The 15,801-nt window shown below is 71.8% G+C and carries 15 protein-coding genes; 2 read left to right on the plus strand and 13 right to left on the minus strand.

The genetic code is table 11. The features are described from left to right. Positions 1-4: 4 nt before the first annotated feature. The 13 genes from ACFKCF_RS40330 to ACFKCF_RS40390 form a co-directional block, all read right to left on the minus strand. A complete protein-coding gene (locus tag ACFKCF_RS40330; protein WP_394500596.1) occupies positions 5-862 on the minus strand; it encodes a thermonuclease family protein in 858 nt (285 codons plus the stop codon). A gap of 141 nt (positions 863-1,003) precedes the next feature. Then, positions 1,004-1,759: a GntR family transcriptional regulator gene (locus tag ACFKCF_RS40335; protein WP_394500597.1), complete on the minus strand. Its 756-nt coding sequence runs from the start codon at positions 1,757-1,759 to the stop codon at positions 1,004-1,006. Beyond that, a complete protein-coding gene (gene trpA / locus ACFKCF_RS40340) occupies positions 1,717-2,553 on the minus strand; it encodes a tryptophan synthase subunit alpha (protein WP_394500598.1) in 837 nt (278 codons plus the stop codon). The genes ACFKCF_RS40335 and trpA overlap by 43 nt, the downstream gene beginning before the upstream one ends. Next, positions 2,550-3,743, minus strand: coding sequence for a tryptophan synthase subunit beta (gene trpB, locus ACFKCF_RS40345; RefSeq protein ID WP_394500599.1), 1,194 nt, complete (start codon positions 3,741-3,743; stop codon positions 2,550-2,552). The genes trpA and trpB overlap by 4 nt, the downstream gene beginning before the upstream one ends. 282 nt (positions 3,744-4,025) lie before the next feature. Then, on the minus strand, positions 4,026-4,274 hold the full coding sequence (locus ACFKCF_RS40350; RefSeq protein ID WP_394500601.1) for a cell division protein CrgA: 249 nt from the start codon (positions 4,272-4,274) through the stop codon (positions 4,026-4,028). A gap of 38 nt (positions 4,275-4,312) precedes the next feature. Then, on the minus strand, positions 4,313-5,287 hold the full coding sequence (locus ACFKCF_RS40355; RefSeq protein WP_394500602.1) for a sugar-binding transcriptional regulator: 975 nt from the start codon (positions 5,285-5,287) through the stop codon (positions 4,313-4,315). Between the two features lie 72 nt (positions 5,288-5,359). Beyond that, entirely contained in the window at positions 5,360-6,358 is a 999-nt protein-coding gene (locus ACFKCF_RS40360; protein ID WP_394500603.1) for a D-ribose ABC transporter substrate-binding protein, read from the minus strand. A gap of 16 nt (positions 6,359-6,374) precedes the next feature. Beyond that, entirely contained in the window at positions 6,375-7,457 is a 1,083-nt protein-coding gene (locus ACFKCF_RS40365) for an ABC transporter permease (RefSeq protein WP_394500604.1), read from the minus strand. Beyond that, positions 7,454-8,980 (minus strand): sugar ABC transporter ATP-binding protein, encoded by a 1,527-nt coding sequence (locus ACFKCF_RS40370; RefSeq protein WP_394500605.1) that lies wholly within the window; start codon positions 8,978-8,980, stop codon positions 7,454-7,456. The genes ACFKCF_RS40365 and ACFKCF_RS40370 overlap by 4 nt, the downstream gene beginning before the upstream one ends. Beyond that, entirely contained in the window at positions 8,977-9,621 is a 645-nt protein-coding gene (locus ACFKCF_RS40375; RefSeq protein WP_394500606.1) for a DUF2291 family protein, read from the minus strand. Before ACFKCF_RS40375 ends, ACFKCF_RS40370 begins: the two co-directional genes overlap by 4 nt. Further along, the gene (locus ACFKCF_RS40380; RefSeq protein WP_394500607.1) at positions 9,618-11,084 is read right to left on the minus strand and encodes a glycerol kinase; all 1,467 of its coding nucleotides are present in this window, start codon (positions 11,082-11,084) and stop codon (positions 9,618-9,620) included. The genes ACFKCF_RS40375 and ACFKCF_RS40380 overlap by 4 nt, the downstream gene beginning before the upstream one ends. Further along, a complete protein-coding gene (locus ACFKCF_RS40385) occupies positions 11,077-12,030 on the minus strand; it encodes a transketolase family protein (protein WP_394500608.1) in 954 nt (317 codons plus the stop codon). The genes ACFKCF_RS40380 and ACFKCF_RS40385 overlap by 8 nt, the downstream gene beginning before the upstream one ends. Then, positions 12,027-12,914, minus strand: a complete 888-nt coding sequence (locus ACFKCF_RS40390) for a transketolase (RefSeq protein WP_394500609.1) — start codon at positions 12,912-12,914, stop codon at positions 12,027-12,029. Before ACFKCF_RS40390 ends, ACFKCF_RS40385 begins: the two co-directional genes overlap by 4 nt. Before the next feature lie 306 nt (positions 12,915-13,220). Between ACFKCF_RS40390 and ACFKCF_RS40395 the strand changes: the two genes are divergently transcribed. Together ACFKCF_RS40395 and ACFKCF_RS40400 are read left to right on the plus strand one after the other, a co-directional pair. Continuing rightward, positions 13,221-14,213 carry a sugar phosphate isomerase/epimerase family protein gene (locus tag ACFKCF_RS40395; protein WP_394500610.1) on the plus strand — a complete coding sequence of 331 codons (993 nt, stop codon included), beginning with the start codon at positions 13,221-13,223 and terminating at the stop codon, positions 14,211-14,213. Then, positions 14,213-15,760 carry a DUF4038 domain-containing protein gene (locus ACFKCF_RS40400; RefSeq protein WP_394500611.1) on the plus strand — a complete coding sequence of 516 codons (1,548 nt, stop codon included), beginning with the start codon at positions 14,213-14,215 and terminating at the stop codon, positions 15,758-15,760. The genes ACFKCF_RS40395 and ACFKCF_RS40400 overlap by 1 nt, the downstream gene beginning before the upstream one ends. Positions 15,761-15,801: the final 41 nt, after the last annotated feature.

Consider the following 15,801-nt stretch of genomic DNA (forward strand, 5'->3'; position numbering starts at 1 on the left):
GGACCTAGTGCTTGATGGGCAGGTCCTTGCGGGCCTGCTCCAGGTCCTTCTTCCAGATCCACAGCCGGTTCGGCGGCGGGACCTGGTGGTAGCCGTACAGGCCGACCTCGGTCAGGGTGCGCAGGTCCACGCACACCCGCTCGTAGGCGTTCGCGACGGCCTCCGCGGGATCCTTCAGGTCCTTCACGCCGAGCTTGACGCAGGCCCGGTACTCGTAACCCAGCAGCAGCTCCGGGCCGAACTGCTGCCACGCGCCGCGCTTCTGCTGCCAGGCGACCTCGGCCTCGTCGAGCATCAGGTTCAGGTCGAAGGCGGGCGGGATGGAGGGGTAGATGAGGAAGCTGGCGGCCCATCCGAGTGACAGCATGTCGAGGTTGAACGTGCGGCGCTGCGGGTCGTCGCGAGGCGGCATCGGGTCGGACGGCCCGCCGGCGAACCAGGGCGCGGTGTAGGCCAGCAGGCGGCCGTGGTTCTCGACGAGCTCGCCGGTGGCGACGACGGCCAGCTTGCGCGTGGTGCCGTCCGGGCGGGTCAGGCGGGTCTTGACCATGGTCTTGTGCGCCTCGGCCGCCAGCTGGCCGGCGGTCAGGTGGTGATCCGCGGCGTTCGGGGTGATGCGCGAGATGAGATATTCGCGTAGGTGCTCGGGGATGGCGTCGTACGTGCCGTCCTGCAGGCGGGCCTTGGTGCGCTCGAGCGCGGCCTGGGCCGTGGCCGGGGTGCCCCCGTAGTGGCTTTCCGGGGTGTCGATGGACACCATGCGGACCGACATTTCGATCTTCGGGGTGTCACCGTCGACCACATCGGTGAGCTTGTAGTCGTTGGCGGGACGGCTGGGCCCGACGAAGCCGAGATTGATCATTGTGCGCTCCAACACCGGGTGAGACCTGGAGCACCAACATCGCAGCCGATCGATCGTCCTCGGCAACTGACACGCTGACCTGCGCCGACGTAGATCGAAAACATTGACCAAGATCTACCTGGGCGGTCTTGCGCGTTGGGGTCAGGTGCTCGGGCCCCAGGTGAGGGAGAGGCCGGTGGCGGCCCGTTCTGTGCGGATCTCCATCATGCTGCCCAGGATGGTGGCGTGGTCGGCGACCAGCGCGGTGGCGTCGAGCGCGTACGTGATCCGCTCGCTGAGGAAGACCGGGCTGCCGGGAGGCTCCCCGAGGTGCGCCGCGAGGGCCGGGTCGAGCCCGCCGGGCCGGATCTTCTCCGAGGCGCGCGCCACCGCCACGCCGCAGTCGGCGAGGGCGTCGTAGAGGGAGACGGCGGTGAAGTCACGATCGCGGATCCGCTCGGCGGCCGGCCGCCGGATCCAGGAGACCTGGTGGATCGCGGGGCGGCCGGCGAACTCGCGCACCCGTTCCAGCCGCAGGGCGCTCTCGCCGGGAGCGGTGCGCAGCTGCGTGGCGACCCCGGCCGGCACCCGGCGCAGGGAGCGCCCGAGCACGAGCGTGCGTACCTCGTGGCCCTGCTTCCTGAGGTCGTCGGTGAGGCTCTGCAGGGAGCCCAGCTGGTAGGCCAGGTGCGGCGGGGACACGAACGTGCCCCGGCCGGCCTGCTGCACGATCAGCCCTTCGTCGCTGAGCTGCCGGAGCGCCTGGCGGAGCGTCATCAGGGTGACCCCGTACGAGGCGCTCAGCTCGCGTTGGGAGGGCAGCGCCTCGCCGGGGGCGTAATGTCCCGACCGGATCTTCGCGGCGAGGTCGGCGGCTATGGCGCGGTACCTCGCTTCGTGTCCGGCGTCGCGAGCCATCGTCTTTCTTCACGCTCCTGGTCAAGGGCCCGCCGCAGGCCCGTCAGGTAGGCGCCGACGTCGTCCGGCCCCGCCCCGTCGAGGATCCGGCGCATGATCGCGGCACCGATGACGACACCGTCGGCGCGCCGGGTGGCTTCCACGGCCTGTTCCGGCGTGGAAATGCCAAATCCTAGCAAGACCGGCCGGTCGCTGCCCTGCTTGATCCGTTCGGTGAGGGCGGCGGCGGGCTCGGCGAGCGCGGCCCGCTCGCCGGTGGTCCCCATCACCGAGACGGCGTAGACGAAGCCCCGGCTGCGGCGCGCGATCTCGTCCAGCCGCTGCTGCGGCGTCGCGGGGGAGGCGAGCAGGACCAGGTCGACGCCGGTGGCGGCGGCCGTGTCCGCCAGCTCGCCGGCCTCGTCCAGCGGCAGGTCGGGCACGATGAGCCCGGCGATCCCCGCCCGGCGCAGCGCCCGGCAGAACTCCGCGGGCCCGTCGCGCAGCACCAGGTTGTAGTAGGTGCTGGCGACCAGCGGCACGTCCAGGCGCAGCTCGGCGACCTCGGCCAGAATGCCGTGGGCCGTCGCGCCCCGGGCCAGCGCCGCGTCCGACGCCTCCTGGATGGTGGCGCCGTCCAGCGTGGGGTCGGAGAACGGCAGGCCGAGCTCGATCGCGTCCGCGCCGGCGGCGGCGAACGCCCGCAGGTAGCCGGTCCAGCCGGGGGTGATGCCGCCGGTCACGTACGGCATGAGCAGCTTGTGGCCGCCGTCGCGCCGGGCGCGCAGCGGCCTTTCGAGCAGACCGGTACTCATACCAGCTCCTTCAGGGTAGAGATGTCCTTGTCGCCCCTGCCGGACAGGGTGAGCAGGACCGTCGCACCCGACGGCAGCTCGCCCGTGCGCGCCGCGCGGATCACCCACGCGACCGCGTGCGCCGACTCCAGCGCGGGCACGATGCCCTCGGCGCGGGCCAGCCGCACCGCCGCGTCCACCACCTCCTCGTCGGAGACCGTGACATAGCGCGCCCGGCCGAGGTCACGCAGGTGGGCGTGCTCCGGCCCGACCCCGGGGTAGTCGAGGCCGGCGGCGATGGAGTGCGCCTCGATGATCTGCCCGTGGTCGTCCTGGAGGAACAGCGAGCGGAAGCCGTGCAGCACGCCGAGACTGCCTCTGGCCGCCCCGGCGCCGCCCTCCGCCTCCACCCCGACGAGCCGGGCGGTGGTGTCGACGAAGCCGGCGAACGTGCCCGCCGCGTTGGAGCCGCCTCCCACGCAGGCCACGACGTAGTCGGGCACGGCGGCCGGGAGCGCCCCGGCACACTGTTCGCGCGCCTCGTCGCCGATCACGCGCTGGAACTCGCGCACCATCCACGGGTACGGGTTGGGCCCGATGACCGAGCCGACGCAGTAGTACGCCTCCTCGGTGGCCGCCACCCAGTGGCGCATCGCCTCGCTGGTGGCGTCCTTGAGGGTGCGGCTGCCGGTGCCCACCGGGACGACCTCGGTGCCCAGCATGCGCATCCGGAACACGTTCAGCTCCTGCCGCTCCATGTCCCGTTCCCCCATGAACACGGTCGCCGGCAACCCCAGCAGCGCGGCGGCGGTCGCGACGGCCACGCCGTGCTGCCCCGCGCCGGTCTCGGCGATCAGCCGGGTACGGCCCATCCGGAGCGCGAGCAGGGCCTGGCCCAGCACGTTATTGATCTTGTGGGACCCGGTGTGGGCGAGATCCTCCCGCTTGAGCAGCAGGGTCACGCCAAGCTCGGCGGACAGCCGCCGGGCCGGGGTCAGCGGCGTGGGCCGCCCCACGTGCAGGGCCAGCGACTCCGCGAGGCTCTCGCGGAACGCCGGGTCGGTCCTGGCCTCCCGGTAGGCCGCCTCCACCTGCCGGCAGGCCGCGACCAGCGACTCCGGCACGTAGAGCCCGCCGTACTCGCCGAACCTGCCCCGCTCGCCGGGGTCCTCCATCACACCTGGCCGCGTCGCCAGAGCTTCTGTCGCCATGTGCCTCACCCATCTATAACTCTTGGGACTGTTCTATAACTGTGGCACAGATGCGCAGAAAGCGCCACGCCGCCATGACCGGGCTCGAACGGGGCATGCGGACGCTCGGCCCCGCATTGAAGACAGCCGGAGCGCCCGAGTCGCGGGCGCGCTCGGGCCGGGCCTCGGGATTCTCGGGCCGGCGGTGGCCACGCCGGCGCCGGGCCCGGCGCCGGCCTTGGACGTGGCGAGCCGAAGAGGCGGGCTACGAGCCCGCCGTGGCCGATCGCGAGGTGGGCCGGCCTAGTGCCGGCGTGCCGACCGTACGATCAACGTCACCAGCAGGGCCAGGGCGAACGCCACGCCCAGCAGGAAGAGGCCGAACCCGGCCAGCAGGTTCCAGTTGCCCAGGTCCATCAGGATCGGGAGAGTGGGATCCACGTAGTACAGGACGATCCACGCGACGCCGAGGAACCATGACACGCCCATCGCCGCGGCCAGGCGGCGGGCCAAGCGGTTGATCGGCGCTACGCGAGCTTGGAGATCGGACACCGGCATCACCCCTGTCAGGTGGATCCAGCGTAACGCGATCAGGAGCAGAGCAGGCGGGCGATCGTCAGGTCGGTGATGAGGACGTTGACCCAGCCGCCCTCGATGGCGGCCTTGATCGCGGAGAGCTTGCGCATGCCGCCCGCGACCCCGACCCGCCGTTCGACGGCGCGGAAGGTCGGCGCGTCGATGCCGATGACGCGCTGGTCGAAGCCCGAGTCGACCTGCTTGCCCGTGGCGTCGAAGAAGTGCAGGCAGACGTCGCCGACGGCGCCGAGCCCGCGCAGCTCCTCCTGGTCTGCCTGGCTGACCGCGTTGCCGCTGCTGAGCAGCAGGGGCGAGGGTTCCAGGCTGCCGATGCCGACCAGCACCACGGTCAGGTCGTGCCACTGCGCCTGTACGTCCTTCACGCTGGGGTCCTCCAGCAGCGCGTCGCGGATCGCGGTGGTCGCGACCACGCCGGGCAGGGGCACGAAGATCGGCCGGGCGTAGGTGAGGTTGGCCAGGCGGGCCACTAGGCGGGTGGCGTGCACCTGCGCCTCGGGGCTGCCGACGCCGCCGACCAGCTGGATGACGCGGTCGGCGACCTGGGAGTTCTTCTGCGGCAGGCGTTCGACCGTGGCCAGCAGGGTCTCGCTCCAGGACGAGATGCCGATCACGTCGCCGCCGGTGAAGGTGACGCCGAGGTAGGCGGCGGCGGCCGAGGCCAGCGGCGGGATCACGTCGTCCTGGTAGTCCTCGACGTCCACGACCACGGCGTCGCGCAGCCCGTAGCGGCGCTGCAGCTCCTCCTCCAGCTCGGTGTGCACCCCGTCGGGAAGCGTGACCACCGTGCGGACCATGCCCCGCGTCACCGCCTCCTTGAGCAGGCGGGACACGCGCGGCTGCGAGATGTTGAGCGTGGCGGCGATCTCCGGCTGGCGCATGTTCTGCTCGTGGTACATGCGTGCCACCCGGGCCAGGAGGCGCAGGTGGTCCTTGGTCGTGTCGCGCCTACGTTCCGCGTTCTGGACCACCGCGCACCCCTTTCTATTCACTCCTGAATGAAGCCTATTGTCCGAACCGCTGTGGCGGAGACTCCGGCGGGGTCACTTCCTGGCGAACACCCCGAACTCGTCGGCGTTGTCGGCCGTGACGAGCTCGCAGTCGATGGACTGCTTCTCGTCCTTGCCCGTCTTGCCGGTCTTGATGAACTGGTCGGCCTGGTCCACGGCGCTGGTGGCGCCGAGGGCGGCGGGCTGCAGCGCGGTGGCGTGCATCTCGCCCGCCTTGATGGCGGCGATGGCGTCGGGGCTGCCGTCGAAGCCGACGACCACGACCTTCTTCAGCAGGCCCGCGGCCTTCAGCGCCGCGACCGCGCCCAGGGCCATGGTGTCGTTGCCGGCGATGACGCCCTGGATGTCGCGGCTCTTCTGGATGAGGGTCTCCATCTTGGTGAACGCCTCCTGCTGGTCCCAGTTGGCGCTCTCCTTGGCCACCGGCTTCATGTCCGGGTACTGGGAGATCACGTCGGCGAAGCCCTTGGAGCGGACGCTGGCGTTGGTGTCGGACTCCTTGCCGACCAGCTCGACGTAGTTGCCCTTGCTCTTCATGGCCTCCACGAACGACTGCGCGACCAGCTGGGCGCCCTGGGAGTTGTTGGAGACGATCTGGGCCTTGGCGACGCCGGTGGCGTTGATCTCCCGGTCGATCAGGAAGACCGGGACGCCGCCCTGCGCGGCCTTGCGGACCGGCCCGATGGAGGCGTCGGCGCCCGCGTTGTCCAGGATGATCGCCTTGGCCTGGCGGGAGATGGCCGCGTCGATCAGCTCGCTCTGCTTGTTGGGGTCGTCGTCGTGCGAGGCCACGGACGTCTCGTAGCCGAGCTTCTCGGCCTGCGCCTTGGCCGCCTCGGCCTCGGCCTTGAAGAACGGATTGTCGTGCGACGGGGTGATGATCGCGATCAGGCCGCCGGCGTCCGCGGCGCTGCTGCCGCCGCCCGCCTTCGCGGTGCTCGCGGGCTGGTCGCCGCCGCTGCCGCAGGCGGCCAGCGTGGTGCAGCCGAGCAGGACGGAGAGTGCCAAAGTGACGATGCGGGTGGGGGGCATGGTGTCTCCTTGTGGTTCAGTCTTGCTTCTTGCTTGCGGCGACCGCCGCCGCGGCGGCTCCCCGTCGCTTGAATCGCTGCTGGCCCTGGTCGAGCATCACGGCGAGGATGATGACCGCGCCCTTGATGAGGATCTGCCAGAACGTCGACACGCCCAGGATCACCAGGCCGTCGGCGAGGAAGCCGATGACGAACGCGCCGACCAGGGTGCCGCGCACGGTTCCCCGGCCGCCGCTGAGTGCGGCGCCCCCGATGACCACCGCCGCGATGGCATTGAGCTCGTACGTCTCCCCGGCCTGCGGGGCGGCCGAGGTCAGCTCCGAGGCGATGATGAGCCCGGCGACCGCCGCGCAGGCCCCGGAGATCACGTACACGATCGTCTTGACCCGCCGGATCGGCACGCCGGACAGCTCCGCGGCCCGCTCGTTGCCGCCGGTGGCGTACAGCCAGCGGCCGAACGGGGACTTGGCCAGCAGCAGCACGGCCGCCACGGCCAGCAGGATCATGATCCAGATGGAGGTGGGCAGGCCGAGCGGCCGCCCGCTGCCGAGCAGCTCGAAGCCGGTGTTGCCGAGGGCCGGGTTGCCGCCCAGGTTGGGGTAGGTGGCGCCGTTGGAGATGAGCATCGCCGCGCCGCGGGCCACGTACAGCATGCCGAGGGTGGCGATGAACGGCGCCACGTTGAAGCGGGTGACGAGGATCCCGTTGAGCAGGCCGATCGCCATGCCGACCGAGACGCACAGCACGATCACCACCCACATCGGCGGGTAGGCGATCACGCCACCGACGTGCAGACCCTGCAGGAGCTCACCGGCGACCACCCCGGACAGGCCCACGATGGAGCCGACGGACAGGTCGATGCCGCCCTTGAGGATGACCAGCAGCATGCCGAGCGCGATCACGCCGTTGATGGCGACATGCTTGGTCATCGTGATCAGGTTGGGGACGGTGAGGAAGGAGTCCGACAGCAGGCCGAAGATCACGATGAGCACGGCGAGCGCGATGAAGGCGCGCAGCTCGAAGGCCACGTTCAGCAGCGAGAGGCGTCGGGCCCGGGTGGCGGCCTGCTCCGGGGCCGCGGTGGTCGCCGTCGCCGTCATGACGAACCCTCCTGGGTTCCGCCGTCGGACACGCGCATCAGTTCCTCCCGGGTCAGCTCGCCGCGCCGAAACTCGCCGACGACGGCGCCGCGGGCGAGCACGAGCAGCCGGTCGGGGATGTGCAGGGCCTCTTCGGCGTCGGATGTGGTGAACAGCACGGCCAGGCCCCGCCTGGCCTGGGCCGCCATCAACTCGAAGATGTCGGCCTTGGCGCCCACGTCCACGCCGCGGGACGGCTCGTCCAGCAGCAGGACGCGCGGCCCGGTCAGCAGCGCCTTGCCGATGATCACTTTCTGCTGGTTGCCGCCGCTCAGCGACCCGATGGCCGCCTGGGCGCCGCTGGTCTTGACGGTGACGTCGGCGATGGTGCGGGTGACGGCGGCGCGCTCGCGCTCCTGGGAGACGAACAGGCCGCGGACGAACGTGCCGAGCGCGGCCAGGGACAGGTTCTGCCCGACCGACATGGTCTGGACGAGCCCGTCGCGCTGGCGGTCCTCGGGCACCAGCACCACGCCCCGCCCGATGCGGTCGCGGATTCCCGTTTCGTGCAGGGGTGCTCCGTCCAGCAGGACCTCGCCGGAGGACGGCCGCAGGCGGCCCGCCAGCGTCTCCAGCAGCTCGGTGCGCCCGGAGCCCATCAGCCCGTAGACGCCGACGATCTCGCCCGCGCGCACGCTGAGCGACAGCCCGTTCACGGCCAGCCGGTCGGGGACGGCCGGATCGGCCACGGTGAGCCGGCGGACGGCCAGCGCCTCCTCGCCGAGCACCGGCTCCCGGCTGGGGAACAGCGTGTCCTGGTCGCGGCCCACCATCTGCTCGACGATCCAGCGGATGCCGACCTCGCCGGCCTGGGCCGTGGCGACCAGCCGCCCGTCGCGCAGCACCACGACGTCGTCGGCGATCTCCAGCGCCTCGTCCAGGTGATGGGAGATGTAGACGACGGCGACGCCCGCGGCGGTCAGCTCCCTGATCACCCGGAAGAGCACGTCGACCTCGGGCGCGGTCAGGGCCGAGGTCGGCTCGTCCATGATGAGGACGCGGGCCTGCTGCAGCAGCGCGCGGGCGATCTCCACCAGTTGCTGCTGGCCGAGCCGCAGGTCGCCGACGAGCCGGTCGGGGTCGACGTCCTCCTCCAGCCGGTGCAGGACCGCGGCCGTGGCCTCGCGCTGCGCCTTGCGGTCGACGGAGCCGTACGCGGTGCGGACCTCGCGGGCCAGGAACAGGTTGTCCTGGATGCTGAGGTTGGGGCAGAGGCTGAGCTCCTGGTGGATGATGGAGATGCCCTGGTCGGCCGCGTCGCGGGAGGAGTGCAGCCGCACGGGCCGCCCGTCCAGCTCGACGTGGCCGGTGGTGGGCCGCTCGATCCCGGCCAGGATCTTCATCAGGGTCGACTTGCCGGCGCCGTTCTCGCCGAACAGCGCGGTCACGCGGCCGGGCGCCACGTCGAAGTCGACGCCCTTGAGCGCGTGCGTGCCGCCGTACACCTTGGTGACCTCCCGCGCCCGCAGCACCGGCCCGCTCATGAGATCGCCACCGGCGTGATCGTCACGGTCTGCGGTGTCAGCAGGGTGAACGCCCCGATGACGGAGATCTGCCTGCCGTCCAGCGCCGCCACGTCCAGCCCCTTGAGCAGCTTGTCGCGCAGCTGGTTGTTGAGGGCGGTGCCGGCGTCGGCGTACTCCACCTGGTTGGTGAACTGGCCGAACGTGATGAATCCCACCGCGTCGCGCAGCGCGGTGCCGTTGATGGCGGGGCCGATCTGCACGGAGACCCGGGTACCGTCCGGCAGGCCCTTGACGGTGACGGGCAGCAGCCCGGACCTGGCCGCGTCGGCCTCGCCCGTGACCTTGACGGCGAAGGTGTAGGGGCCGGTGCCCTGGCGCTTGCCGTACTTCTGGCTCGCGGCGTCCTTGTCGGCGGCCAGGGCGTCGAGCAGGACGGGCAGGTCGACGGCGGCGCTCTTGACGGCGGGGACGACCTTGGCCTCGTAGTTCTGGGCCCCGAACGCGGCCGGGTCGAACTTCTTCGGCGCCGCCGCGGCCGCGGTCTCGGCCGTCCGGTACTCGGTGCTGACGGCCATGAGGATGACCAGCACGGCGACGGCCGCGACGATGATCCAGCGGATCGGGACGCGCCGATGGGGGGCCGGCGCCGTTGCGGTCATGTGGTGCTCCCTTCACCGGAGGGCCGGGACCTGCCCACGGCCTCGTGCCAGGCGGCTTTCCTGGCCGCGCGATCCGTCTCGTCCAGGGCGGGCTCGAACCGGTCCGAGGGTCGCGGGCGCCGTTCGAGGTCGCCGAGCGTCCACAGCTTGGCCGCGAGCCCGGCGGCGTCGGCCACGCCGAGGCACGACAGGTCGTGCTCGCCGGAGCGGGCGACGGTGCGGCCGCCGGCGTCGGCCTGGAGCTGCATCATCCGGGCGCTGCGGGTGAGCCCGCCGTCGGCCATGAGCACGCTCACCTGGCCGACAGCCTGATCGACGGCGGCCACCACGTCCTCGACCTGGAAGGCGACCGCCTCCAGGGCGGCGGCGACGAGCTGGGCCCGGCGGGTGGCGAGCGTCAGCCCGATGATGACGGGGCTCGCGTCCGGGTCCCACCAAGGGGCGCCGAGGCCGCCGAAGGCGGGCACGAAGTGGACGTCGCCCGGGTCGGCGGCTTCGGCCAGCAGCACGTCGGCGGGCACGTCGAACAGCTCCGCCAGCCAGCTGACGGTGCGACCGGTCGCGCGGATGTTGCCCTCGACGGCATGAACCGGGCCGTCCCCGAGGTCCCAGGCGATGCTGCGGCACAGGCCGGGTGCGTCCGGAGGGCCACCGATGGCCATCACCGAGGAGCCGGTGCCGTAGGTGGCCTTGACCACCCCGGGCCGCCAGCCGGCATGGGCGAACATCGCGGCGTGCGAGTCGCCCATGACCGCCAGCACCGGCACCCCGTCGGGCAGCGGCGCGAGGCCGCGGACGGCGGGGAAGGCGCCGCAGGAGGCGACCACCCGGGGCAGCACCTCGGCCGGCACCCCGAACAGCTCCAGCAGCCGCGGGTCCCAGTCCCCGGTCCCGACGTCGAGCAGCTGGGTGCGCGAGGCATTGCCGATCTCGATGACGTGCTCCCCGCCCAGGCGGCTGAGCAGCCAGGAGTCGACGGTGCCCAGGCACAGCTCGCCCGCCCGGGCGCGGCGCCGGTCCGGATCGTAGGCGTCGAGCAGCCAGCGGGCCTTGAGCGCGGAGAACATCGGGTCCAGCGGCATCCCGCTCACCGACCTCACCAGGTCGGCGGCCCCGGTGGCGGCCAGCTCGTGGCACTGGGCGGCGGTGCGCTGGTCCTGCCAGCTGATCAGCGGCCCGACCGGCTCGCCGGTGCGGCGCTCCCACAGCACCAGCGACTCGCGCTGGTTGCTGAACCCCACACCGGCGACCCGGGCGGCCTGCTCGGGGGCGACGCACTCGGCGACCGCCCGCCGTACGCTCTGCCACAGCTCGTCGGCGGACTGCTCGACCCAGCCGGGGCGGGGCTGGCTCTCGGCGACCGCCACGACGGCGCGGGAGACGACGTGGCCGCTCTCGTCGACGAGCAGCGCCTTGGTGGAGCTGGTGCCCTGGTCGACGGCCAGGATGAGCGGGCTAGCCATGGCGCAGCAGGTCCTTGACGGCGCTGACGATGCCGTCGGCGGACAGGCCGAAGTGGTCGAGCAGGAAGGCGGTGTCGCCGGTGGGGGCGAACACGCGGGGCACGCCGAGGATGCGCATGGGGACGGGGTGGCGGGTGACGACGGTGGCGGCGACGGCCGCGCCGAGCCCGCCGCTGATGGTGGCCTCCTCCGCGGTGACGATGCCGCGGGTCTCCCGCGCGGCGGCCACGATGGCCTCCTCGTCCAGCGGGTCGAGGAAAGGCATGTTGAGGACCCGCAGGTAGACGCCCTCCTCGCGGAGCCGGGCGGCCGCCTGCAGCGCGCGGGAGGCCAGCGAGCCGATGGCGATCACCGTGGCGTCGTCGCCGTCGGCGAGCAGCACCGCTCTGCGCGGCCCGAAGGGCGCGCCCTCGGGCGTGACCACGGGCACCTTGAACCGCGGGATGCGCACGTAGCTGGGCCTGCCGGAGGTCGCCGCCCAGCGGACGGCGGCGCGGGTCTGGACGGAGTCGGCCGGGACGATCACGTCGAGCCCGGCGACCGCGCGCATCCAGGACAGGTCCTCGATCGAGTGGTGGGTGGGGCCGAGCTCGCCGTAGGCCATGCCCGGGCTCTGCCCGCAGAGCACGACGTGCGCCTCGCTGTAGGCGACGTCGGCCTTGATCTGCTCCAGGGCGCGGCCGGTGAGGAACGGCGCCGCCGCGCACACGAAGGGGATCTTGCCGGCGTTGGCCAGCCCCGCGCCCACTCCGACAAGGTCCTGCTCGGCGATGCCGACGTTGATCAGCCGGTCGGGGAAACGTTCCCGGAAGCCGGCGAGGTTGCTGGAGCCCACGGAGTCGTTGCAGACGGCCACGATCCGCTCGTCCTCGGCCGCCAGGGCCAGGAGCTCCGCGGCGAAGTCCTGCCGGCAGTCGAAGGCGGTCTGCTGGTCGGTCACGGTCATCGTGCCAGCTCCGCGAGGGCCGCCTCGACCTGGTCGGGGCTGGGCACCTTGTGGTGCCACTCCACCCGGTCCTCCATGAACGACACTCCCTTCCCCTTGATCGTGTGGGCGATGACGGCCACCGGCCTGCCGGTCGACGAGCCGCTCATCGCCTGCAGAAGGGCGAGGTGGTCGTGGCCGTCGACCTCGCGTACCTCCCAGCCGAAGCTGCGCCATTTGTCGTCCAGCGCGCCCAGGGCGTTGGTGTCCTCGGTCCTGGCGCCCTGCTGAAGGCGGTTGCGGTCGATGACGGCGGTCAGCGACGACAGGCCGTGGTGCGCGGCCGCCATGGCGGCCTCCCAGTTGCTGCCCTCCTGCAGCTCCCCGTCGCCGAGCACGACGAACGTGCGCCAGTCCGCGCCGTCGAGCTTGGCGGCCAGCGCGCACCCGGTGGCCACGGGCAGGCCGTGCCCGAGCGCGCCGGTGTTGGTCTCGATGCCGGGGACCTTGATGCGGTTGGGGTGGCCGTTGAGCGCCGACAGCGGGGCCATGAAGGTGTCCAGCTCGGCCGTGGGGAAGAAGCCGCAGTGGGCGAGGGTCGAGTACAGGGCGGCGGCGCAGTGTCCCTTGCTCAGCACGAAACGGTCGCGCCCGCTCCACCGCGGACGTTCCGGATCGACGGACAGCACGCCGTAGAAGCAGGTCACCAGGATGTCGGTGACCGACAGGTCGCCCCCCACGTGCCCCATCCGGGCACGCTCGATCATGCGGATGATGCTCCGGCGCACCTCCGTGGCCAGCTGCTCCAGCTCCGCGGCCGCGGTGTGCCGGTCGGCCCGGCGGATCCGCTCGGCCGCCTGGCGATAGACGGCCGAACGCGTCGGATCGGCAGCAAGCAACGACATCACCGGGCCACGTCTTGAATATCTATTCCAATATGATTAGGCATATTTTGAAGCTAAGGCCGCCATCGCGTTTATGTCAATGAGGTGCGGAAGCTTGCGGCTGGCCTGCTTCTTGACGGCCGTATGCCGCCGACGTTACATTCCGCTCGAATAGACAGGCGATATTGAATAGATATTCAGTCACTGACTGTCCGCTGGTCGGTCAGGCAGTGTGAGCCAGGAATCCACCGCCTTCGGCTTCAGGCGGGGGAGCAGTCGAACAAGGCGCCCTCGCCGGCGCGATCAAGGGATAGGAGACCATTCCGTATGGCAGCAGAACCACTGTTCGGCGCCGGGCTCTGGCACTTCGGGCAGTTCCGCGACCGCTATGCCACGGACGGGTACGGCCCGCCCGTCTCCACGCTGGAGGCGATCGACCGCGCGGGCCAGGTCGGCAGCCTGTCCGTGGTCGACATCAACTATCCGTTCAACCCCGCCGACCTCGACGTGGACCAGCTGGAGGACCGGCTGAAGGCCAACGGGCTGCGGGCCATCGCGCTGACGCCGGAGATCTACACCAGGAAGTTCGCCCGCGGCGGCTTCACCAATCCCGACCCCGCCGTCCGGCGCGACGCCATCGAGCTGGTCAGCGAGTCCGCCGACCTGGCCCGCCGCCTCGGCTGCGACTATGTCAAGCTCTGGCCCGGCCAGGACGGCTGGGACTACCCCTTCCAGGCCGACTACAAGGCGCTGTGGCAGATGTCCATCGACGCCGTCCGCGAGCTGGCCCAGCGCCACCCCGACCTGCGCTTCGCCATCGAGTACAAGCCGCGCGAGCCGCGAAACCGCATGACCTTCTCCTCGGCCGCCCGCACCCTGCTGGCCATCGAGAAGATGGACGTGCCCAACGTCGGCATCCTGCTCGACTTCGGCCACTCCCTGTACGGCCTCGAGTCCCCGGCCGACGCGGCCCAGCTCATCCTCGACCACGACCGGCTCTACGCCATCGACGTCAACGACAACTTCCGCGGCTGGGACGACGACATGGTCGTCGGCTCCATCCATCTCGTCGAGACCTTCGAGTTCTTCCACACCCTGCGCCAGGCCGGCTGGCAGGGCGTCTGGCAGCTCGACCAGTTCCCCTTCCGCGAGGACTCGGTGGAGGCCGCCCGGGCCGGCATCGAGGTCATGCGGACGATCTGGCGGGCCCTGCAGGTCCTCGACGTGGACGCCCTCGCCGAGGCGCAGGCCCGCCAGGACGCGCTGGCCGCGCAGCGCATCGCGCGCAAGGCGCTGCTCAGCGCCCAGGTGGACGGCTGATGGGGGACGTGACGCGCGTCGGGGGAGCCTGGCGCGAGGTGGAGCTCACGCTCACCGCCTCGGCCGACGTCCCCGACGCCTACACCGCCGTCGAGGTGTGGGCCGACTTCACCCACGACACCGGGCGGGCCCTGCGCCGGCCGGCGTTCTACGACGGCGGCCGCACCTGGCGGATCCGGTTCAGCTCACCGCTGGCGCACGGCCGCTGGCACTGGAGCGCCGACGCGTCCCTGGACGACCGGGGGCTGCGCGGGGCGTCCGGGATCATCGAGGTGGACGCCGTGGAGCCGGCCGCGCACCGCTTCCGGCGGCACGGCTTCTGGACCATGTCGCCGGGCGGGCGCAGCCTCGTCCACGCCGACGGTACCCCGGCGATCATGGTCGCCGACACCGCCTGGGGCCTGCCCTGGCGGGCCACCGAGGAGCAGGTGCGCACGTACGCGGCCGACCGGCAGGCCAAGGGCTTCAACGCGGTGCTGCTGATGTCGGTCCAGCCCGACATGCGCGCCGCCGGCCCGCGCGACCGCTCGGCCGACGAGGGCTTCGACGTCGCCTTCGAGGACCTGCCCACCGGGCACGTCAACGCGCTCAACCCCGCCTACTTCCAGTACCTGGACCGGCTCCTGGACATCCTGGCAGAGCACGAGATCGTGCCCGTGCTCCAGCCGGTCTTCCAGGGGTTCGGCTGGAAGGGGCTCGACGTGGCCGGCACCGTCGTGCCGCCCGAGGAGTACGCCCGCTACTGCCGCTACCTGGTGGCCCGCTACGGCGCCCGCCCCGCGATCTACCTGGTCGGCGCCGACGGCTCCGGCCGCGAGCCGCAGATCGCGGCCGGCGGCGCCGAGGTCCACGCCTGGGACTGCTACGCCCAGCCCACCGGCATCCACTACCGTCCGCACGCCGACAACCGGGCCTGCCAGGACGCCGACTGGCTGGACTTCCAGTGGTGCCAGACCGGCCACGGCGGCGAGCACGTCCCCGAGCGGGTGGCGGTCATGCGGCGCGACACGCCCGTCAAGGCCGTCGCCAACGGCGAGCCCACCTACGAGCAGACCCGCAGCGCCACCAATGCCGCCGGCTGGTGGCAGGGCCACGAGGCGTGGAGCAACCTGTGCGCGGGCGGGGCCATGGGCGTGGTCTACGGCGCCGCGAACATCTGGCAGTGGAAGCTGCACGGCGACGAGCCGGGACACGCGCCGTACTTCCTGGCCCCGTCCGGCGGCTGGCGGGAATCCCTCGACTTCGAGGGCTCCACGTACGTCGGGCTGCTCGGCAAGATCCTGGACGGCCTGCCCACGACCGACATGGAGCCGGACTGGGAGACGTTCATCAGCCCGCGCGCCCTGCGCGTGCCCGGCCGCCTGCACGTGGTCTACCAGGAGAACGGCGGCGCGCTGCGCCCGACGCGCGAGGACGGGCTGCCGACCGCCTACCGCGTCGTCGATCCGCGCACCGGCGAGGTCGTCGCGAGCGGCCGGCGCCGCCCCGGCGAAGCCGTCGAGGACGAGCGGCAGGTGGCCCGCGTGGTCATCTTCTACGACGAATAAGACGGACGACCCCGCCGCCACGCCTTGGAGGGGGCGTGGCG

Source organism: Nonomuraea sp. JJY05 (genome assembly GCF_043496855.1).
Taxonomy (GTDB): domain Bacteria; phylum Actinomycetota; class Actinomycetes; order Streptosporangiales; family Streptosporangiaceae; genus Nonomuraea.